Source organism: Brasilonema sennae CENA114, from assembly GCF_006968745.1.
GTDB lineage: Bacteria > Cyanobacteriota > Cyanobacteriia > Cyanobacteriales > Nostocaceae > Brasilonema > Brasilonema sennae.
This window is the reverse complement of sequence record NZ_CP030120.1, coordinates 120,629-139,556: the sequence shown is the minus strand read 5'-3', so window position 1 is coordinate 139,556 and position 18,928 is coordinate 120,629. Positions and strand designations below refer to the sequence as shown.

The window sequence follows — 18,928 nt, the reverse complement described above, 5'->3', positions numbered from 1 at the left end:
ATTACTACTGATTTAGTGTCCTGTGTAGAATAGCCGTATTTCCCGTGACATTGCTTCATACATAGTGATTGCAAATATGTAGATTTTGCTCTGAAAAATCAGAAAATTGTTGAATAGATTACCGAGATAGAGGAAGTAAAATCAAACTCTAGGGTATTTTATTGCCAAAAATTAAAATTTTTATTAAGTTTAGAAGTTTAATTGTTTCTATGACAATTCAAGCTAAACATTTTGATACTAGATTAAATCAATGGATTCATACCGATGGAAATATTAATAATTTCGATTCACTTCTGCAAGAAGAACTTAACAACACTTTACTAGAATATTTCTTGACAAGAAAAAACTTTTCGTTTGGGCATATAGACGAAAAGTCTACTGCTGAACAACTAAAAAACCATCCGTCAGGATACAAATTATTATTATCGTCAAAAACCCGATTATTGTATGGGCCAGAAGAATATCTAGACACAATTAGACAGTTATGTCCAGACAATAAAGATAGAGGCGCGTATGGTTCCATCTTCCTTGGTGCGTGCAAAAATGCCATAAATAAAGAGTTAAACATCTTAATTGTTGATGATAGTAATGGTGAAAATGGTAGCATCATTAACAATGACCAGGCATATCGACTAACAGGCGACTGTTATGGACAAATCTCAAAAGACTTATATCACGAACTTACCAATTATAAAGAAGGTGATTCCTACCGCGTCATTCAGCACCGCTTCGGTTGGACTGACCAAGATGGAGATGATACCAAATACCGCTTTGGTAAAGGTACACTACGCCCAGCCAATCTTGACAATATTCTTAACTATCAAGACGCCAATAACCAAACTAAAATTGACCTAATTCTTCCCTTGTCTGCATTTAAGGGAACTGATAAAGACAACCCCAATGGTCCGACCAAACCCCAAATTCAACCTGGACTGTACAGGCAAAATATCTGGTTGGGAGAAAAATCACAGTCTGAACTTGGTAAGACAGCTATCTCACAGTTACTTGCTTCATTCCCCAATGGAGTGAAAGACTTTACCGAACAACTAGAACTGGAAGCTAAGAAGCTGAATCTTGCACAGGACGATCCCCGACAACTAGCCCAACTTTATTGTGAAAAGTACTCCAAACGCAAAGCCTTTCTGGAAGAACAAGCAGCCTCACTTGAAGAAGAAGCAACAGAAGACCCAGCAGTAACAGAAGAATTAGAAACGCTGCGTGAACGCATTGCTACTGACTCGTTGATTTACAAACTCATCAAAGCTGACTTACAAGGACAAGGACAAGGACAACTTCTCGAAACCGAGAAGGTACAGCGAGAACTCGCTCGATTTGTCCAAAACGAGTGGAAGGAAATCGCCATTGGTAAAACACTCACGTTTGAGCGTGCAATGGTCATTCCCTCCAAAGACCTGCAAAATGGTGAAATCTGCATTCCTCATTACCAAGACAAAGAAGAAGTCCTCAACTTCCGCTCACCTTTCCTCAACTCGAACGGTCTGTGCATCTCTACAAACAAAATAGTAGAAGATATACTTGGACCAGATGGCAAACCCCTCGCAGGTGTTATCGCTGTCTCGGACGAAACAAGCGATCGCATTTACAACCGCCTAAACGAACAAATTTTATCTATCCTTCCCGAAGCTCAAGGGAAAAATATCCAGTTACAAGGTATTGAGAATTACTTAAACAAAAATATAGGTAAACTCGAAACAAAGGACAAAATCGAGTTTACCAACAAATTTAATGAGTATATTCAAGAACTTCAATCGGCTGGATACAACTTAGAAATTCTTCCCCAAGAGTCCGAACAGGAACGTCAAGCACGCGACTACGACGGTGACTGTATCGGATTTGACCGAGCAAGCAAGTATCCCAACCTCACAGCAGAAGCTTCTGAGCGTAACTTGCCTTCTAACGCTTACGAGCCAACTGTTAAACTCAACAAACAGTCTTTTTACCGAGAAGACGGTAGCCAGCCAGAATTTGAAGAAATCGCCATCCACATGAGCGATAGCATTAGTGTTGGTGTTATTAACAACCACCTGACATCGATTGAGGCGCTAGAGTCAGAAATTACCATCCTGAAAAACTTTGGCAGTGAGAAAGACCAAATCGAGTATGTACAAGAGGTAACCGAACACTACGAAGATTTGTTCAAGACAGAAGCCTGGGCAAAATCTAAGGGTATAGAAGGTAAAGAAGTTCCCGACAAGTATCGCGGCTATATGGAAGCGTTTATCCAAACAGCACGACAGGAACCTCTTAACCAGGAAACCGCTTTCAAAGCAATGAGCGTCAACACGAAGATGTACCGCGAAATGATTGCCCAAGCAGCATTTCAAAACCAAATTGCGGTTGACTTGTTCAAAAGTGCTAAAAAACCTGAAATGGAGATTATCCGCAACAACAGTCGGATTCTTCACCGGGAAGTTAACTATATTCGAGATAAGAAAAAAGATGTTTATTTAAATAGCACCATCCAGCCTACAGGATACTCACCAGTTGAATTACTAATTGCTCAAACCAACCAATATTTTGAGAAAGCCCGTCTCGAATCACGTGAAATCGTACAGTTTCAAGATTTCTTTCAAGGTGTTAAATTCTCTAATCAGCAACGCTTACAAGCAAGCCTCGCTAAAAAAGAATTTGATAAATCATTTAACAGAGCTCATCAGCTATCTAAACAGAAAGAAACCGAAAAAGGACCATCCGCAAATATTACGCTTGTTAATGGCAATCAAGTCAGTGTCACTAACCTTCTACAATATGACAACGAATTTATTTGGAAAGCGAAAAAAATTACGATCAAAATATCAGAAATACCAGAAGAAAAGCGTAATCATAGCCGTCCCCATCAATATATAGTCTATGCCCAAATCAACAATGAGACTGAAAACGGTCAACCTAAATTTAGGACGTTAGGAACGCTTGCTAAGGAGCAGGAAAACAAGCTACAAGAGATAGAAATTATCCCTGGACAGGAAGTAACATCCAATAAAATATCCTTCCAACCTGAACTAAGTGAAGGTCAAATAAAACTTCTTTACCAAAAAGCTTACCAAGTAGCAGAAGAGTTTTATAATTCTATTCCATCAGACCATAAACTAGCAATGGCATCTGCTACCTGGGCTATATCAACGACTCGTGAAAGTAGTCATGAGAAAGGTAATGAGAACCAAAAGAAAATTTCAAACTTTGCATTTGCTGCCTTTCCCCAAGAAATTATCAATCGGCTAGACACACTTCAGTTTAGGGAATTTAGTATCACTGGATTCGACCGTAACAGTGAAGTCTTTCATGAAAATCAACTCCAAAATATTCGGTTTAATATAAGCGAAAATGGAAAGAGCGTTATTGAAATACAGAATCAAGAGGGGAATTATGAAACATTTGGAAACATCGAACAGAATAATGCTCGACTACCAATTGATACTACCGCAACTGCAGAGATAGCCAAAGGTGAGATATATACTGCCTCTGTCACAACCAAAGTACCCGGACTACCAGAACTCACTTTTAAAGTAGGTGAAGTTAACAAGTTTGGACTTCATTCCCAAAGGTTCAACAATCAACCTATCATGCTAACAATTGAGAAGGTTGATTTGATTAGAGAAGACTATAGTATTTATATCCAAAATGATAACAAACCGGAAAAGTTAGGTAACCTCGATAAGGAATCAGTCAAAGAAGGTATTGCTCAAGGTTTGTTAGCAGAAAAGCCCAGAAACGGACAACAGTTACAACTCAAAATTCAAACCATCACGACTGGTCAAAATGCCTATGCTGTAGCAGAAACATCGTCAAAAAATTTCTTAAGAATTAATATTACTAATCAAAAGTATAAACGACAGGAAATTCAAGACCGAGATTTTAGAAAAACTTCAGTCAAAGCATTTGATAAAAAGTACGTTTATATAGCTAAAATTGGTGACCAATCACTTGGTATTATTGGTCAGCACACCGAACGCCTTGAAGCTGAATTAAACAAAGGTTATACACAAAGACAGTGGCGAAAAAAAGAGAGTAGTACTATACAAAAACTAATTGACACAGACATTATCCGCCTCAATCAACAACGAACCACTATTCCTGTACAGATTACCAGTAATGAAAGTACCTGTCAGATAACTATTAATCCAGAAACCGTACAGTATCCCAACCAGTGGATTAAGCGCAGTCAACTTGTAAGTAACGAACAGCCTGTTAAAAACGAACCGCAAGAAAAAAGTAATCAGTTACTTGCTAAAATTAACGCTCGTCCTACAGTAATGTTCCAAAATCAAGAACAAAAATTAGTAGGATTAATCGGGTTAGCAGTTGATGAAAAAATAGCCGAAAGAACAAAAAAGTATTTAGAAAAAGTAGAAGTATCATATGAACAACTGACTGCGTCACAAGCTCGGTTAGAAGCCAAAAAGGGTATGACTGTATTCATGCTCGATGAAAGTACTATCAGTGAAAAGCTGAAACAAACGTTTATTGACCGTGCTGGTGGTCATATCAGAAGTGCAGATACTCCTTCACAAGTCGCCCCAATTATTCCCGAACAAACTATATATTTCTATAACCCAAACCAACAGTATAGTTCCGCAGATGGGTCACAAGTAAAGACGAAAGAAGCTATCGTATTAGTCGTACCAGCACAAGATGCGATCGCTGTCACTAATTGGTTAGAGTCAAAAAGTGTAAATCTTAATTCCTTTATTGAAAACAATATAGCTACATTTATTATTACTAAAACTGAAATTAGTGAAGAACTAAGCAAAAAATTAAATGCTTTATTTGAGTCAGCTATTAATATTGGTGAAATTGATGGCTTTGACAGTTACGAACAACTAAGTGCAGAACTCAATCAAAAACTTGAAACTCAAGACAGTCTCCTTCCATCAAACCAAACTTTACCAGATAGCGAATACAAACAAGCGCTCTTAGCACTACCAAATCGTCCAAAAGAACTCAGTCAGGAAGAAACACCAGTACCAATTGTTCCTGCAAAACCAATTGAAATCGAACAAGCACCCACGCAGCTAGAGACAGTAGTTGCAAAAACTCCCAGCACTGATGTAAAAATAAATTCACAAAATAAGCCTCAACAATGGGAGTGGGGAAGATACGCGCCCCAAGGTAAAGCTAACTACGAAGTATCAAGCGCAGGCGATGGAAGATTTAGTGCTCTCAATGCCAAACTCTCCGATGGCAGAACTATTGAGTCAGCCTACCAACTTGATGTGAAAGGATACCGTACCTCACCCGACGACAAGGATTGGAAAAAGGGTAAAGGCAAACCACCCCGCACTCCAATGTCCGAAGGACAGCTTTACCAAGAATATAAAAAACTCTGGCAACAGTGGGCGCAGGAAAACCCCAGTCTAATTAACGAACTCGCTCTTAAATCGCAAGGCTTGGTTCTCACCGACAAGTTTGCTAGCACAAACATCTCGCAAGCACGGGCACTTGCGGAAATTCTCACGGAATGCATAGCTCTTAAAGCACAGCAACCCCAAAACCCCACGGTTCAAACCAACGGCAAGATTATCTCGTACACACGCCAGTGCATTGCGGTTCCCTCTCCTGTCGGAGACGCTACGCGAACGTTGAGTGCAACTAGTGCACCCGTACAACAGCAAATTGCTGCGTCTGTCCATATCAGCCCCGACTCCAAAGACGGGCTAGGAGCTGCACTCGCCAATGCCACTGCACTTGCCAAAGAACAAGGCAAGCTACAAAACAATTATCAAGTTTCAATCAATAACAACCCAGAAGCCGCAGCCGGACGGTATGGAGTAGAAACCCACTTGCAGAAGCCTAAAGGTGTAGCATATGCATCTGCCGAACATGCGTTCCATCACCAGAAGCAGCTTCATCCCTTGGCTGATGAGTACGAACTGATGGTAGAGGTACTCCAGGCTAAACTTGAACAGCACCCCCGGCTCATTGATGCGATCGCCAAGCGTGGCGGAACTGAATGGTTGGAAAACTGTACCACTATCACCAGTACCCAGGATAAACAGTGGGAAGGTAAAGGTAAGGAATCAGCATTCATCCGAGCGATCGCCCAAGCATATACTAATGTAGTCGAAAAATCACAACAAACAACCATTTCAGTTACACCAACCAATATTGAACAAGCACTCGCATCGCCTTCTCAACCCAGAACACAGCTCTTTGGGGCGATGGATGACATTACCCTGCGGATGAGGGCAAATACAGTTCAAAGTCTTCAAGATTGGTATGTAGCCGCTCAAAAGCTCGGTAAATCAGAAAAGTATTTATCACGAATTCAGGAGGTAACTGATTTATACGTCAAAGAAAATATTAGTCTTGGAAATGCTTTTAAAGCAATGGATAAAGATATTAAAGAGCTTGAAAAAATCAAAGTAATGACAAGTCTAGCTCAATGTGTAGTTAAAAAAATTGGGCAAGAAGATATCAATGGCATTATGTCAGTACAAACTGAAAAGTACAAAATCGCCACTCAAGTCCAAAATCAAACTTACTTAGTTAAGGACAAAGATGATAATGTACTGTTCTATGTCAAATCAGGAAGTATCAAAATAAATAATATTAATGATGAAACATTACAAGATTTTCGATACATGAACTCCCGGATTGCAAATACACTGAAAGATGTCAAATCAGATTTTGTTGAAAGGTAGGTAATTTTGATATGAAAGAACTAGTTGAAATTCCAGCAGAACAGACTACCGCAATGAAGGCTAGTACCCTCAGAGAACTCATGAAGCAGCTTAACATCAGTAATGAGAAATTTGAAGAGATAGCACTCAATCCTCCAACTGCTGAAGAACAAAAAGAGGCTGCACTAAACCTTAGCTTAGAAATGAACAAAATTAACGAAGTAGCGCAAGAGGAAGCAAAGGTAAACTCAGCAGATATTGAACCTGTCACTTTTGTTCATCAACTCAGTCATGAATTCTCTTCACAAGTAACAAATAACCAGACTCAAGTCAGAACAATTGAACCAGAGGTGATAACAAACTTTACTAAAAAAACAGACGACAGTAATAGCAAGCCAGTAGAAGAAAGTCAAGAAAATAGAAAACAACTTATTGCCACTACAATTCAAATTCAACAGTTTGTTATTCCTGTTATTGTAGACCGGATCAATACATATGGAAAAGCAGATAAAGACACGCGAAGTATTTTTTATAAAGGTGAGGAATATACTGCAATTCTAAAATTAGAAAAAGATTCACAAATTCTAAGCCTTGATAGAAATTATCCTGAGTTGGAAGAAAGCAAAGAAACACTCTTGGCTTCTTGTGACAATAACTCAGAAGAATACTCTATCATCATCAATAACCTCACGAAGGAAGAATTTGAGCGCTTTCAGGTTTTATTCCAGGAGCAGCAAGTACTCCGTAGACAAAACCAGCAGCAAATTCAAAGTAAGGAATCTGGTAACGAATTGAGCTAGCTAAATTAAACCGACCCAAACTCCATAGAAAAAGGCAATAAATCCAAAAACTAGTCTTTTATTAAAACTAAGAGGAGTCTTGGGGCAAACAACAACTGCCGCTAAGAGATAATACAACGACGCAGCAAAGTCAAAAAAGCTTGTCGGGTTAACAGGTAAACTACCTAACCCGACAAAACATAACATACCGATCAAAAACCAAACAACAATCTTTTCTATCCATGACAAAAGTTTATCTAGTTTCATACAAAATTATCCATTGCTCCTTGAAGAAAGGCAGAGGGCAGGAGGCAGCTATGCTGAAGGAGCAATCGGATCGGTGCAGCACCTAACCGATTGATAGCTTGCGTGGCGTTCGCGCAGCGTGTCCGGAGGACTCAGCCATAGACAACGCCAGAACAAGCGTGAGGGAAACCCTTCTACAGTACTGGTTCCGTGTAGATGGTGGAGTTTTATACCCAGTTGGCGACCGCCAGAAGGCTTCACAAAAGACAGAGTTTAACCTTCTGTCTTCCGCCGAAGGCGGATAAAATCACTTAGAACTATTAAAACAAAATTTCTCTCGGAAAGCATTAAGTAAATATATGGTTCATGACAAATACAAAAAGTAGTTATTCTCTCATATTTATTTTTATCTAAAAAAATGATTACTGAAAACCATAATTAATATATATTTTCAGCAAATAAGATCAATATTCAAAAAGGTAAATGCTATAAATGTGATTAAGTAGATGAGCGTTAGTAAACAGAACTATAAGACTCCTATTTGATTTTGGCGAAGCTAGGTACACCTTTTTATTTCTTAAGAGTTCCGTTCGGCTGAGATCACGGCCGAAGCCCTGTTTCCTGTTCCCACGAGTGATTCACCGAATCAAATCGGATTCCTATATATTGCAATGAGTTCTGGCGTTGGGTAAAAGAGAAAAATATTTGCTCTTGACCATTACAAAACGTTACATACTTTAGTTGAATTGTGCCAAGTTACTTAACAGATGCACGACTAAGAAAAAAATCTAAAATATGAAACTAGCTAATGTTGTCATCATTGAGAATGAAAATATGTCCAGGATTGGCGCAGCAGCAATACTATCTGAAACCGGAAAAATTCAGGTATGCGGTGTTGCCAAATACGGGACAGAAGGCATAGAAATTATCGACAAACAAAACCCAGATATCGTAGTCATAAATACTGATTTACCCGACATCAGTGGAAACGAGTTAATAAATATAATTAAATCCAAGTATGAATCTATAAAAATTGTGGTTATGACTGCAAATAGCAGTCGAGATGCTATCAGCGCAGCAATTAGTAATGGCGCAGACTGCTACTACTGTAAAAATAGCGCCAGAGAAGAAGTAGGAGAAAGATTCGTTGAAGCAGTACTGGCTGCGTACAATAACGAATCATGGATTGACCCGACTATCAATCGTATCTTGATTGAAAATTTCCGGTCAAAAGACGCGCCGCAGAAAGATTCACTTGATTTATTAAGTGAATTCTCCATTAAAGAAATAACAGTTCTAAAACTGACCGCTTCAGGCATGAGAAATGACGAAATTGCAAACAAGATGTATATATCCGAAGGTACGGTAAGGTCGTATATGCATAGTTTGTTTATTAAGCTTGGAGTCAAGGATAGATTCAATGCTGTCCGTGAAGGAATTCGTATCGGAATCTTAACCTTCGCAGACATGAAAATTGAACAAGAAACGACTCAAGAAACTTATAAAAAGCTCAAAACCAATCAAACAAGTAAAGGAGATAAAAAAAGAACAAACAACGAACGGGAAGGTTGGGCTGCTTGACCCACGATGCTCACTCGGGGAGCCGCCCCTTGGGCGCTCACTCAAACATTCGCTCATTCGCTCATTCAAAGTATGCCCTGCGGGCACGCTGCGCTATCAAAAAAAAGAAAAAGGATACAAGCCCCCAACTTATGGTATGGAGAATGTAAAAAATGTTTTCACGCCTACGCGCAGCGCGAGGAAAACGATGTCCTTGTTTCAAGCCTCCAAATCGATGGGGATTCTTAATTTTGCGAAAAGTTTGCGCGTCCGGTGAGACAGCGCTGCAGGAGGGTATCCCTCCGTAGGCGACTGCGTTAGCGCAGCTGAACCGGAGGTTCTCCCCGATAGCCGTAAGGCGTGGCGTCAGCCATAGGGGTTTCCCGGCGCAAAACTTTTCAAGACGAATTTTGAATTTTGATAGCGCAGCGTGCCGCAGGCATACTTTGAATTCCCCGGAGGGGTTGACCAAGCCTAAGCGCCCTTTGCGGTCTGGTGCGCCAACGGGGCGGGAACTCTTAAGAGGGAATCCAGCCAGAAGCCTTGAGCTACAATAAGAGCAAAAAGCAAGTGGAATCCAAATTCCCATGTCTCGTTGGTTTAATACCGCAGGTCCTTGTCAAGCAGACATTCATTATATGCTGTCGCCAACGAGTCGATTGCCAGACTTGGAGCGGCTGATTTCACAACGTAGCTACTTTGTGATTCATGCGCCTCGCCAAACAGGTAAAACTACTGCAATGCTAGCGCTTGCAGAACAACTAACGAGTAGTGGACGCTACACAGCACTCGTGGTATCTGCGGAAGTGGGAACCCCTTTTCGTCACGACCCAGGTGCTGCTGAACTATCTATTCTGGATGCTTGGTGGGCGAGTGCCCAGTTCGATTTACCCTCTGATTTACACCCAAGCGCATTTTGGGATGAAGCGCAGCCAGGACGAAGAATTCAAGCTGCTTTGCAGGCTTGGGCACGATCTTCGCCACGACCATTGGTGTTATTTATTGATGAAATTGACTCTTTACAGGATGAAGCCCTAATATCTGTTTTGCGGCAGTTAGGCGATGGCTATCGCACCCGCCCCAAAAACTTTCCGTTGTCCGTAGGGTTGATTGGCTTACGGGATGTGCGGGATTATAAAGTGGCTTCCGGAGGTAGCGATCGCCTGAATACGTCAAGTCCTTTTAATATTAAAGTGCGCTCCCTAACGTTAAGAAATTTTAATGCAACGGAGGTGGCACAATTATACCAACAACATACTGAAGATACAGGACAAGTATTCACAAACGAGGCTATCCAAACCGCGTTTGATTTGACTCAGGGACAACCTTGGTTGGTAAATGCCTTAGCCAAAGAAGTTGTAGAAGAGATGGTGACGGATATAAATGTCGCAATTACACCAGAACATATTTTTAAAGCCAAGGAAACACTCATTGCACGTCAAGATACCCATCTCGATTCTCTTGCTGAAAAACTCCGAGAACCAAGGGTAAAGGCAATTATTGAACCAATGTTAGCAGGAGGAGCGTTGGGGGATACTCCATCGGATGACCGACAATATTTGATTGATTTGGGGTTGTTACGGCGTGACCCAGAAGGGGGACTCGTGATTGCCAATCCCATTTATCGTGAAGTTATTCCCCGTGTTTTGGTGCAGGGTACTCAGGATAGTTTACCCCATATTAGTCCCAGTTGGTTAACCAAAAGTGGTGAGTTAAATATAGATGCTTTGTTGCACGCGTTTTTGGCATTCTGGCGTCAGCATGGAGAACCGTTGCTTGGGAGTGCAGTTTACCATGAGATTGCACCTCATTTAGTGCTCATGGCATTTTTACATCGCGTAGTTAATGGTGGTGGAACTCTCGAACGTGAATATGCAATTGGGCGCGATCGCATGGATTTGTGTCTGAGATATAGAAAAATCACATTAGGAATTGAGTTAAAAGTTTGGCGTGATAAAAAAAAAGACCCATTAGAAGCGGGTTTAGAACAGTTAGATGCCTATTTGGCGCGGTTGGGAGAAGATTTTGGTTGGTTAGTTATTTTTGACCGACGCAGTAATGCACTACCTCTAGAGTCACGCTTGGCGACTCAAATTACAACTACGAAAAATGGACGTTCTGTCACCGTTGTACGTGCATAGGTGCTCAAGCATAAAGGTCCTGTGGGAATGGTACGCTTCTTACAGCAGTTTGGGGTAGTGTGACTGTTGCTGCAACAGGTGGGCAAAGTAATCTATGATTGGCGCTATGCAAGCGTTTGGTGATTTTATATTGGTTGAATATAGTGATCGCTCTTTATAGCAGGAGAAGTTCCTGTTTAAATTGGAGTCGGAACTTTGAGACAAAATAGATGTACCACTTGGTACTTTTTAGGCATCAATTTGTCATTTGTGGAGGATAGATGTCAAGAACAAAGTAAATGAATTCAAGGCTATAGATTCAGTGAAGTTTTCTAATACTCAACCGAAATTATGCAAGCACCTGAATATTTCTTCTGCTGGCGGCAAGTCTTAATAATGGCGGCATTTTTGACATAAATGTTGCGTGCTACCTTACCTTCATTTGATTTCAGCCAATCTAGAAGTTTTTTATCTTCAGGTTGTAAAGCAGCAGAAGAAGCTACAGGCACAGAAGTGACACTTCCAGCAACGGTCTTATACGTAAAAACACCAATAACAGTTCCCAAAGCCAGTACGAAACCTAATACACTTGCCACTTGCGCCAACCGCCAATTACTTACACCCAATTGCGCTAGTTGTGGCAAACCCTCGCTGGCATCCTGCTTGGTAGTTTTAACCAATTCCAAAGTTGCTTGTGCGATCGCATTCTTTTGTTGCTGTATAGCCACCTTGGAAGCAGTGTTGAGCTTGTCGTCTACTATATCAGTCCAACCGACCACAAGCGAGTCAAGCCTGCCTGGTAGTTGCTGCAACGCAAACTGAGTTGTACCCAATTCTGCGTAAAGGTTAAACAAAGGGTCATCAGGTCGAATGCCCAACTTAAGTATCCAATCAATGACCTCTGCCTTTTTCTCCTCAGTATAAGTCGCAACAACTTTTTCAACAACTTTTGCAATATCAGTCATAAGTCAATTAAAAATTCAACCTAGTCAAACAAATACTTACCATTCCTCTGATTCAGTCTGCTCAATTAAATCAAGATTGGAAAGAGTATGTGCATTTGCACCCGCAGTAACCAATTCTGCACGATTCGTCATCAATCCTAAATAATTAGAAGCAATGCCGTTAGAGACAATAGAATTGTGAAAATTCTCAATCCAATTAAATATTATGGAACGCTGAAGTGTATTCAGTGGTGAGTCAGTTTTAACTGCTTGAGCATAGGGTAAACCCGTATCCTCAAGCAACTGGTAAAAGTCATTATGCAACTTATCTAAAACTAACTCCAAACCGTTTAGTTTTTTGAGAGCAGCTTGGAATTGATTACCATCATAGTAGCAAAATTGCTCGCCAAAGTAATAATTTTTGATAATCACATAATCAACCTGGTTACCAAAGTATTGGTATAAATCCTGAAGATATTCCTCAACACAATCTTTACGGTGAGATATCGGGTGCAAGAAGGTGATGCGATATCCCAGGCAATTGAGATTTTCTACCAGTGAAACGTCTTGATCAAAAAACTTGAATTCTGGTAAGTTTTGACCTGGCATATCTGTCAAAACCACTTCAATCTTCGGAAACATCTCTAGATCGAGTAACAACCTATCAGAATCACCCCTCGAAAAACCCAACTGGTTGATATCAAAGCATGACGTTTGATACATTGATAACTTGTTACGATGTCCGTGATAGAAAACACGCACATTGAGTTGATTCTTCAAGTACAACTCTAGTAAAAGTCTTGATATTGTAGACTTACCAACACGGGCATCTCCAACCGTAATCACAAAACGCTTTATAAGCATAATTAATTTAATCGTCGCTCCGCTTCCATTGGGTGTGGGGTGTAGTGTTTGGATGTCTCTTGAACTGTGGATATTATTGGCGAATTCCTGAAATTTATATTTTTGCGTTGAGGATAGTAACGACTCAAAAGCGCTCTCCAACTATTCCAAGCACTTCACCAACAGTATCCTAAACGTGCCGTCCCCACACCCCACTCGCTGCGCTCAAATTCAAAATTCAAAATGGACTGCGTCCCACTACGCTAACAAAAGTCAAAAGTAAAGAATTAATTTTGACTTCTTACCTTATGATTTTGACTTGTTTTGCCCCACACTCTACCTACCATACGCAATCACTGTTAAGAGTTCCCTGTTAAGAGTTCCCTGTTCCCTTTTACTAGAGAAATTAAGCGCTATTTTGTAAAGGCTCTGGAGTTTGAGTTGGCTGGCTTTTAGACTGCTTTTTTTCTTTATTTTTAGCTTTCTTGGTCTCTTCAGCCATCTTGTCATAGTAACCGGAAAGTGACTCTTTATCAAAACCTAATAAGTGAAAAGCTGATTTAGTTTTTTCTTCAAAATCAGCAAGCCAATACTTAACCCTTGCTTTAATAACAAGATTTGTTTTTTCATGAGTCAAAGCGTCATTAAAAGTTAAAGCATAATAGTCAAGAAAATCGTAGGGGAGATAAAATAATTCTGGCATCATTATTTCTACTAATCCTTTGGATGACATATCCTTACGAATTTTGGAATCGTTATAACGCTCAAATTTATCGGATTCACCATGAAATAAATTCTTGACGACAACGTAATCTACTTGGTCTTTACAAAGTTCGTGCAATTTTTCTAAGACGTTAACCGAGTCCTGCACCCTACTGATAACCGAAACCATCGTCACTTGACAATTAACATCCTTTAGCATTTCAAAAAAGGTCAACTCTTTAACATAGTTTTCAAAAAAACCTCCTGACTGAGCAGGTAAATCTAACAAAAATAGAGAAAATTGTTTTTCTTTCTCTATGTCAATTAACAACTTATCAGCTTCACCCTTACGAAAAATGTCAATATAACGTATTAAAGGTCTATACTTGTCTACATAATGCCTCTCTAATTGAGGATTGCGTTGGTCTGCTTCATATGCAAGACACACCAAATCTTTATTAATATAAAGCTGTAATAACCCTCGCGCAAAAGTACTCTTCCCAACACCCCCTTTATCACCTGTAACAATAACCAATCGTCGCTGAGGTTCATTATTAGTAAATCCTGGAGGGTTATTATTAGTGTTAGCATTCTTGTCAGACATTTTCTTTTCTCTCTTCTTCCTATTTAGAAACATTACAATCCTTGACAAAGTGAGTACACTTTGCTAACACACTCAAATTATTGTCAACTCTAAGTAAAAGAAATCATTTGTTCTAAAAGAGTTGACAACCAGTTAAGATAAGCAACCCTCAAGGAGAAAATTAGTTGCTTATTCTGGCTTGCAGTTAAACCAAATAGCTCAAGTGCTTGTAGAAAGACACCTCCCTCCAAAATTCGCAAAATTGGAAAAGATAAGTGTTTTTGAAAATAGAAAAATATTAAAGCTATATCAAGTTCTTGTGCTAAAAAAAAATTTCGGCATCATTAACAAAAGTCAAGTACAAATCTGAATAAGATATATTTTCGTTTTCTAATATCAACCGACAACAATCCAGATACCGCTTACGTAACAGTTTGTTTGATAAGTCAGTATCAGAATCCAGTAAAGGAATATCAACTTGCTTGTACAAGAAACTCAAATAAATAGCTTCTAATACCGCAATATCTAGATTCTCATTCTGTAAAGAGTATTCGTGAATGGCAGGTACAAGTGTTAGAGGCGAACCAACCAAGGAAAAACGCGAATTCAGATACATATCTGAAAGCGACATTAGCTGGCAGTTGGTGATGATATTGAACCAATGCAATGAATTTAGCTTAGTTACAATCAGTTCTGAAGCAGGCAAACGCGCGGCAATACTAGTATTATGAATTGGTAGAAGTTCAGTCCGCCTAGAGCGAAGTGACTGTACTGCAACAATCTGACGACTAGTATTAAATATTCGCTTGTCAGGATTATTAACCCTTACAGGTAAGGGGCTTAAACTCAAACTTGCACTACTAATAGGCGCAACATCTTTACGCAACCAGCGCACAAACTCACGATGTTTTTCATAACCAAATAAATTAAAAATGTATTTTAGTGCTAACCAACATAAAGTATCAACCTCTTGTAATTCATGATTCACAGTAAAAACTTGACGTTTGCGTCTCAATTTTAATGGTAGTACTTCGAGAAATGATTGTATCTCTTTATCAACATTTCTAGGACAAACAAGCATGAGTATATCTTTTGCAAAAAACTCAATGCCTGTATCAATATCTAGAAGTCTGATAGAGCTGCCCTGGAAATTAGCTATCCGAGTCAGCCAATAAATATTCATTATTTCGTCAAACCTAACTATTCTGTTTTATGTAGATTTCACTTCTAGTGTCTAACTTCTAGTAAATAAAAACAATCAACAAAAGTCCAATTTTTGAGCAACAATAGTTGATGCTGTAAATCAGTCATTAATTTCATAAGTAGCTCAACCTAAAAAAACGTAAAATCAAGAAGGTGTATCATTTAAATAATTACAATGCCCGCTCCACTTAGAATCCAACTCACACCGAAAGAAGACAATACCCTTTTTGAACTGAGTTACGCTTCAACAATACCGAAGCGAACAAAACAGAGGGTAATGGCATTGAGATTAAACGCACAGGGTTTTAGTGTACGAGATATTGCGGAGTATTTAGATTGGGCAGAGCAAACTGTAAGACAAACAATACAACGGTGGAAAGAGGGTGGATTAATTGGACTTTGGGAAGCGCCAGGACGAGGTAAAAAAGCCTGCTGGAGTTCGGAAGATTGGCAAGCTGTAGAGCAATGGTTGTTGGAAGAACGTCGGTATAGGCAAGGGCAGATAAGTCAAAAACTGGCATCTGAAAGAAATATTGTTTTGGGACAAGAACAGGTGCGTCGAGTTGTTCACAGCACCTCACCCAGTTATAGCTAAGTATTTTTACAAGTTAGTATATAGAAATTTTATAATTATAACAGTAAAAACCCAGAGGATTGCTCTTTGTGGAGTGGGGTAGATTTAGGATATAGGAGGCTTGCCTGAAGCTAGGCATTACCCAAACCGTACTTTCAACTAGGCACCTCTAAAATTTTTCAAAAGTTATCAGGTATACAGCAATTACCAAACTCGCTCAAGTCAATAGTGTTGATTATTTGATAATGAATTTCCACCTTGAAGGACTTAACCATTGCCGCACAAAATCCCTACGATGCAAGTATTTTAGGTTGACAAACACCGAAATTATCCGACCGTGTCACTAATGGGGTGGATCTGGGCTACAGCTTTGACTCCTCCCAGTCGTAGATGTGGGCAGGTAACACGTCCACATCCACTAACATCCCTTATGTTCACTCATAAAGTGGGATTGCTCACTATCATACTGCTTGTGACATCAATTCACTTGACTCAGTAGTTTTACCGTCTTCTAAAAAAGAATGGCCAATTAAGTTAAGGATTTCGACTCTTTCTACAGGAGAAGCAGCAGATATAAGCACTCGTAGGCTCACCCCAGGCTTCGCCCCTAGCAACTGAGATAAATACCACTCCCGCGCTTCCATAGGAACAGCCCCTAGCAATGCTAGAAACTTTCCAGTTCCCAAATCAGCCTTTCCCTTACGAAATCTGGAAATTAGCACCTCTGAAACTCCAGCTTGCTTGGCTACAACTTTTGCCGAAAGGTTAAACCTATCGAACATTTCGTCAAATAGTTGCTGGTAAAGAGGAGTTTCCTCTGTTACAAAATTTTGCATTGCCAAGCCAATTATAGGATTAGTTAGTTGTTATAGTATGCGATATTTAAAGAGAACTTTGTTAGGATTTTTAAAGACATGGATAACTCAATGGTAGCAAAGGATTTCCCCTCGCTAAACTGAGCCAACGACTTGCTTTTACTGAAAGATATAACATCATCTTCAAGGAATTAGGGCAGAACTTTAGCTGCTACTAGCTTACATGGCGATACCTTTGAGGTGCAAATTAAGCAATTTTCGGAAAGCCAAGAGGAATAGCTGAAAGCCAATAGGTTTGAGAATTAGCCCCAGCCAGTCAGGGGGCAGGGGCTGGAAATTATCATTACTAAGAAAATTATGACGCAGAACAATTCCAGAATTCAAGGGAAGTTTTACCCACTTCAGCATGAAGAATGGTTAAGAGCCAACTGGGAATTAAAACCAGCAGAAGTAGATGTCCTTTACTATCTCAAAACAGTCAACCGAATCGGTGAAAGGATAAGTATCCCATGTAGCGTCATTGCATCTGATTTGAAGAGGGTTGAAGAAAGGCAGAGGGCAGGAGGCAGAAGGCAGAAGGAGCAATCGGATGGGGATTCAAACCCCAACCGATTGAAGACAACGCCAGACGCCTCAAGTCGGGAAACCCGCCTACGGCGCTGGCTCCCCTGTAGACGCTGGGGTTTTATACCCAGTTGGCTCCAGCCAGAAAGCTTGCTCAAAGACATAATTTATACCTTCTGGCACGCCAGATGCTTTATGCCGGGGAACCCTTTCAGCAGTCGCCTGCGGAGGGTTTCCCTCCCGCAGCGCTGCTTCACCCCCGCACTGGCTCCTCTGCTCTCTGCCTTCTGCCTTCCGCCGAAGGCGGATAAAAGCACTGTCAGTCGAGCAATACTGGCTTTAAAAGAGAAAAATTGGCTACCTGAATGGTTTGAGGTTCAATTTAGAGAGCAAGATAAGGATATTAGTGATTGGAAAGAAGCACTGGACAAAATCCTTGCTTACTCTGCCTTTTTCCCAGAACACAGCAAGCGTATTCACCTTTTTGGTCGTACTGATTTAGCGAAACTGGCACTAGCCTCCGCTACCTGCGAAGAATTCAACGTTGTTGTGACCTTTGAGGAGGTGAAGCCATGATACCCAAACCACAGAGAGATAAACAGGGTAGGGTACAGGGCGAATTTTACCCCCTTCAAAAAGCCGAACTTATTGCCCTGCGCAAAACCAAACTAATCAACAATGCTGCCTTTGTTCATTTAGCGCTTAGGTACGAAAACCCTTTCTGCGATCGCCCGATTACAGTTATTCCCAAAGAGTTTGCACTACGATGGCTTCTTCCAGAAAGCAGTGTCTATGAAGCGATCGCCAAACTCAAAGAAAACCACGCCATCAACATCAAGTCAGGCAAAGTCACCATAGAATGGGTAAATTCTCAACAAGAGTCTGATTCTGAGAATCCAGAAAATTTCTGGGAATCCAGAAATAATTCTGAGAATCCAGAAATAATTCCAGAAACCCAGAAAAAATTCCGAAAATCCAGAAATAATTCTGAGAGTTCAGAAAAACGTAGCCCAAAACCCTTACAATGTAAGGTTTATAAAGAGTCTCAGATATATTCAGATTATTCAGAATTTATTCAGACTCTCTCAGAAACCGAGCGAGCGAATTTTTTGAATTTCTGTGAGGAACTTACAAAAAATCTCAGCCAACCCGTCAACGACATAGAGGCTTGGTTAGCTTACAAAAACAAAGCCGGAAAAAACCGTTGGGAGGTTTATTACCAAAAATTCTTGGCGAAGCAAAAAACACAAATCAACAAATCTAAAAACAACCAAAGCCGCAGAAATATTGCAAAAAAGTTTCAACAAGAAATTGAGGAACAGCGTCAGCAAGCCATGCTTGCTTTGCAGGAGTGAAG

At 40.2% G+C, this 18,928-nt stretch carries 13 protein-coding genes; 7 read left to right on the top strand and 6 right to left on the bottom strand.

Going from position 1 to position 18,928, the window contains the following annotated elements; genetic code table 11:
• Positions 1-209: 209 nt before the first annotated feature.
• A complete protein-coding gene (locus DP114_RS34005; protein WP_246163644.1) occupies positions 210-6,659 on the top strand; it encodes a hypothetical protein in 6,450 nt (2,149 codons plus the stop codon).
• An 11-nt stretch (positions 6,660-6,670) separates the two neighbouring features.
• Positions 6,671-7,438, top strand: coding sequence for a hypothetical protein (locus DP114_RS33990; protein ID WP_169264846.1), 768 nt, complete (start codon positions 6,671-6,673; stop codon positions 7,436-7,438).
• Here the strand turns inward: DP114_RS33990 and DP114_RS33985 are convergent, their stop codons facing one another.
• Positions 7,439-7,684: a hypothetical protein gene (locus tag DP114_RS33985; protein ID WP_169264845.1), complete on the bottom strand. Its 246-nt coding sequence runs from the start codon at positions 7,682-7,684 to the stop codon at positions 7,439-7,441.
• A 774-nt stretch (positions 7,685-8,458) separates the two neighbouring features.
• Here DP114_RS33985 and DP114_RS33980 point away from each other — a divergent pair.
• Both DP114_RS33980 and DP114_RS33975 read left to right on the top strand, forming a co-directional pair.
• Positions 8,459-9,244: a response regulator gene (locus tag DP114_RS33980; protein ID WP_169264844.1), complete on the top strand. Its 786-nt coding sequence runs from the start codon at positions 8,459-8,461 to the stop codon at positions 9,242-9,244.
• A gap of 566 nt (positions 9,245-9,810) precedes the next feature.
• Complete coding sequence (locus DP114_RS33975) at positions 9,811-11,364, top strand: AAA-like domain-containing protein (protein ID WP_169264843.1); 1,554 nt, start codon at positions 9,811-9,813, stop codon at positions 11,362-11,364.
• Positions 11,365-11,675: 311 nt separating this feature from the next.
• Here DP114_RS33975 and DP114_RS33970 read toward each other — a convergent pair whose 3' ends face one another.
• From DP114_RS33970 to DP114_RS33955, 4 genes are all read right to left on the bottom strand, one after another.
• Complete coding sequence (locus tag DP114_RS33970; RefSeq protein WP_169264842.1) at positions 11,676-12,308, bottom strand: DUF6753 family protein; 633 nt, start codon at positions 12,306-12,308, stop codon at positions 11,676-11,678.
• 36 nt (positions 12,309-12,344) lie between these two features.
• Complete coding sequence (locus DP114_RS33965) at positions 12,345-13,151, bottom strand: hypothetical protein (protein ID WP_169264841.1); 807 nt, start codon at positions 13,149-13,151, stop codon at positions 12,345-12,347.
• Positions 13,152-13,536: 385 nt separating this feature from the next.
• Positions 13,537-14,436, bottom strand: coding sequence for a P-loop NTPase family protein (locus DP114_RS33960; RefSeq protein WP_169264840.1), 900 nt, complete (start codon positions 14,434-14,436; stop codon positions 13,537-13,539).
• 301 nt (positions 14,437-14,737) lie between these two features.
• Positions 14,738-15,598 (bottom strand): hypothetical protein, encoded by an 861-nt coding sequence (locus DP114_RS33955; RefSeq protein ID WP_169264839.1) that lies wholly within the window; start codon positions 15,596-15,598, stop codon positions 14,738-14,740.
• A gap of 195 nt (positions 15,599-15,793) precedes the next feature.
• Between DP114_RS33955 and DP114_RS33950 the strand changes: the two genes are divergently transcribed.
• Entirely contained in the window at positions 15,794-16,213 is a 420-nt protein-coding gene (locus tag DP114_RS33950; RefSeq protein ID WP_169264838.1) for a helix-turn-helix domain-containing protein, read from the top strand.
• A 440-nt stretch (positions 16,214-16,653) separates the two neighbouring features.
• Here DP114_RS33950 and DP114_RS33945 read toward each other — a convergent pair whose 3' ends face one another.
• Positions 16,654-17,028, bottom strand: a complete 375-nt coding sequence (locus DP114_RS33945; RefSeq protein WP_048870729.1) for a transcriptional regulator — start codon at positions 17,026-17,028, stop codon at positions 16,654-16,656.
• A 336-nt stretch (positions 17,029-17,364) separates the two neighbouring features.
• Here DP114_RS33945 and DP114_RS34585 point away from each other — a divergent pair, with 336 nt between their 5' ends.
• Together DP114_RS34585 and DP114_RS33935 are read left to right on the top strand one after the other, a co-directional pair.
• Positions 17,365-18,147, top strand: coding sequence for a hypothetical protein (locus DP114_RS34585; RefSeq protein WP_211178416.1), 783 nt, complete (start codon positions 17,365-17,367; stop codon positions 18,145-18,147).
• Entirely contained in the window at positions 18,144-18,926 is a 783-nt protein-coding gene (locus DP114_RS33935) for a hypothetical protein (protein WP_169264837.1), read from the top strand. The genes DP114_RS34585 and DP114_RS33935 overlap by 4 nt, the downstream gene beginning before the upstream one ends.
• Positions 18,927-18,928 lie beyond the last annotated feature (2 nt).

Excerpts from the sequence above, each read along its gene's own strand:
- DP114_RS34005 (WP_246163644.1), top strand. The coding sequence starts at position 210 with ATGACAATTCAAGCTAAACATTTTGATACTAGATTAAATCAATGGATT.
- DP114_RS33990 (WP_169264846.1), top strand. The coding sequence starts at position 6,671 with ATGAAAGAACTAGTTGAAATTCCAGCAGAACAGACTACCGCAATGAAG.
- DP114_RS33985 (WP_169264845.1), bottom strand. The coding sequence starts at position 7,684 with ATGAAACTAGATAAACTTTTGTCATGGATAGAAAAGATTGTTGTTTGG.
- DP114_RS33980 (WP_169264844.1), top strand. The coding sequence starts at position 8,459 with ATGAAACTAGCTAATGTTGTCATCATTGAGAATGAAAATATGTCCAGG.
- DP114_RS33975 (WP_169264843.1), top strand. The coding sequence starts at position 9,811 with ATGTCTCGTTGGTTTAATACCGCAGGTCCTTGTCAAGCAGACATTCAT.
- DP114_RS33970 (WP_169264842.1), bottom strand. The coding sequence starts at position 12,308 with ATGACTGATATTGCAAAAGTTGTTGAAAAAGTTGTTGCGACTTATACT.
- DP114_RS33965 (WP_169264841.1), bottom strand. The coding sequence starts at position 13,151 with ATGCTTATAAAGCGTTTTGTGATTACGGTTGGAGATGCCCGTGTTGGT.
- DP114_RS33960 (WP_169264840.1), bottom strand. The coding sequence starts at position 14,436 with ATGTCTGACAAGAATGCTAACACTAATAATAACCCTCCAGGATTTACT.
- DP114_RS33955 (WP_169264839.1), bottom strand. The coding sequence starts at position 15,598 with ATGAATATTTATTGGCTGACTCGGATAGCTAATTTCCAGGGCAGCTCT.
- DP114_RS33950 (WP_169264838.1), top strand. The coding sequence starts at position 15,794 with ATGCCCGCTCCACTTAGAATCCAACTCACACCGAAAGAAGACAATACC.
- DP114_RS33945 (WP_048870729.1), bottom strand. The coding sequence starts at position 17,028 with ATGCAAAATTTTGTAACAGAGGAAACTCCTCTTTACCAGCAACTATTT.
- DP114_RS34585 (WP_211178416.1), top strand. The coding sequence starts at position 17,365 with ATGACGCAGAACAATTCCAGAATTCAAGGGAAGTTTTACCCACTTCAG.
- DP114_RS33935 (WP_169264837.1), top strand. The coding sequence starts at position 18,144 with ATGATACCCAAACCACAGAGAGATAAACAGGGTAGGGTACAGGGCGAA.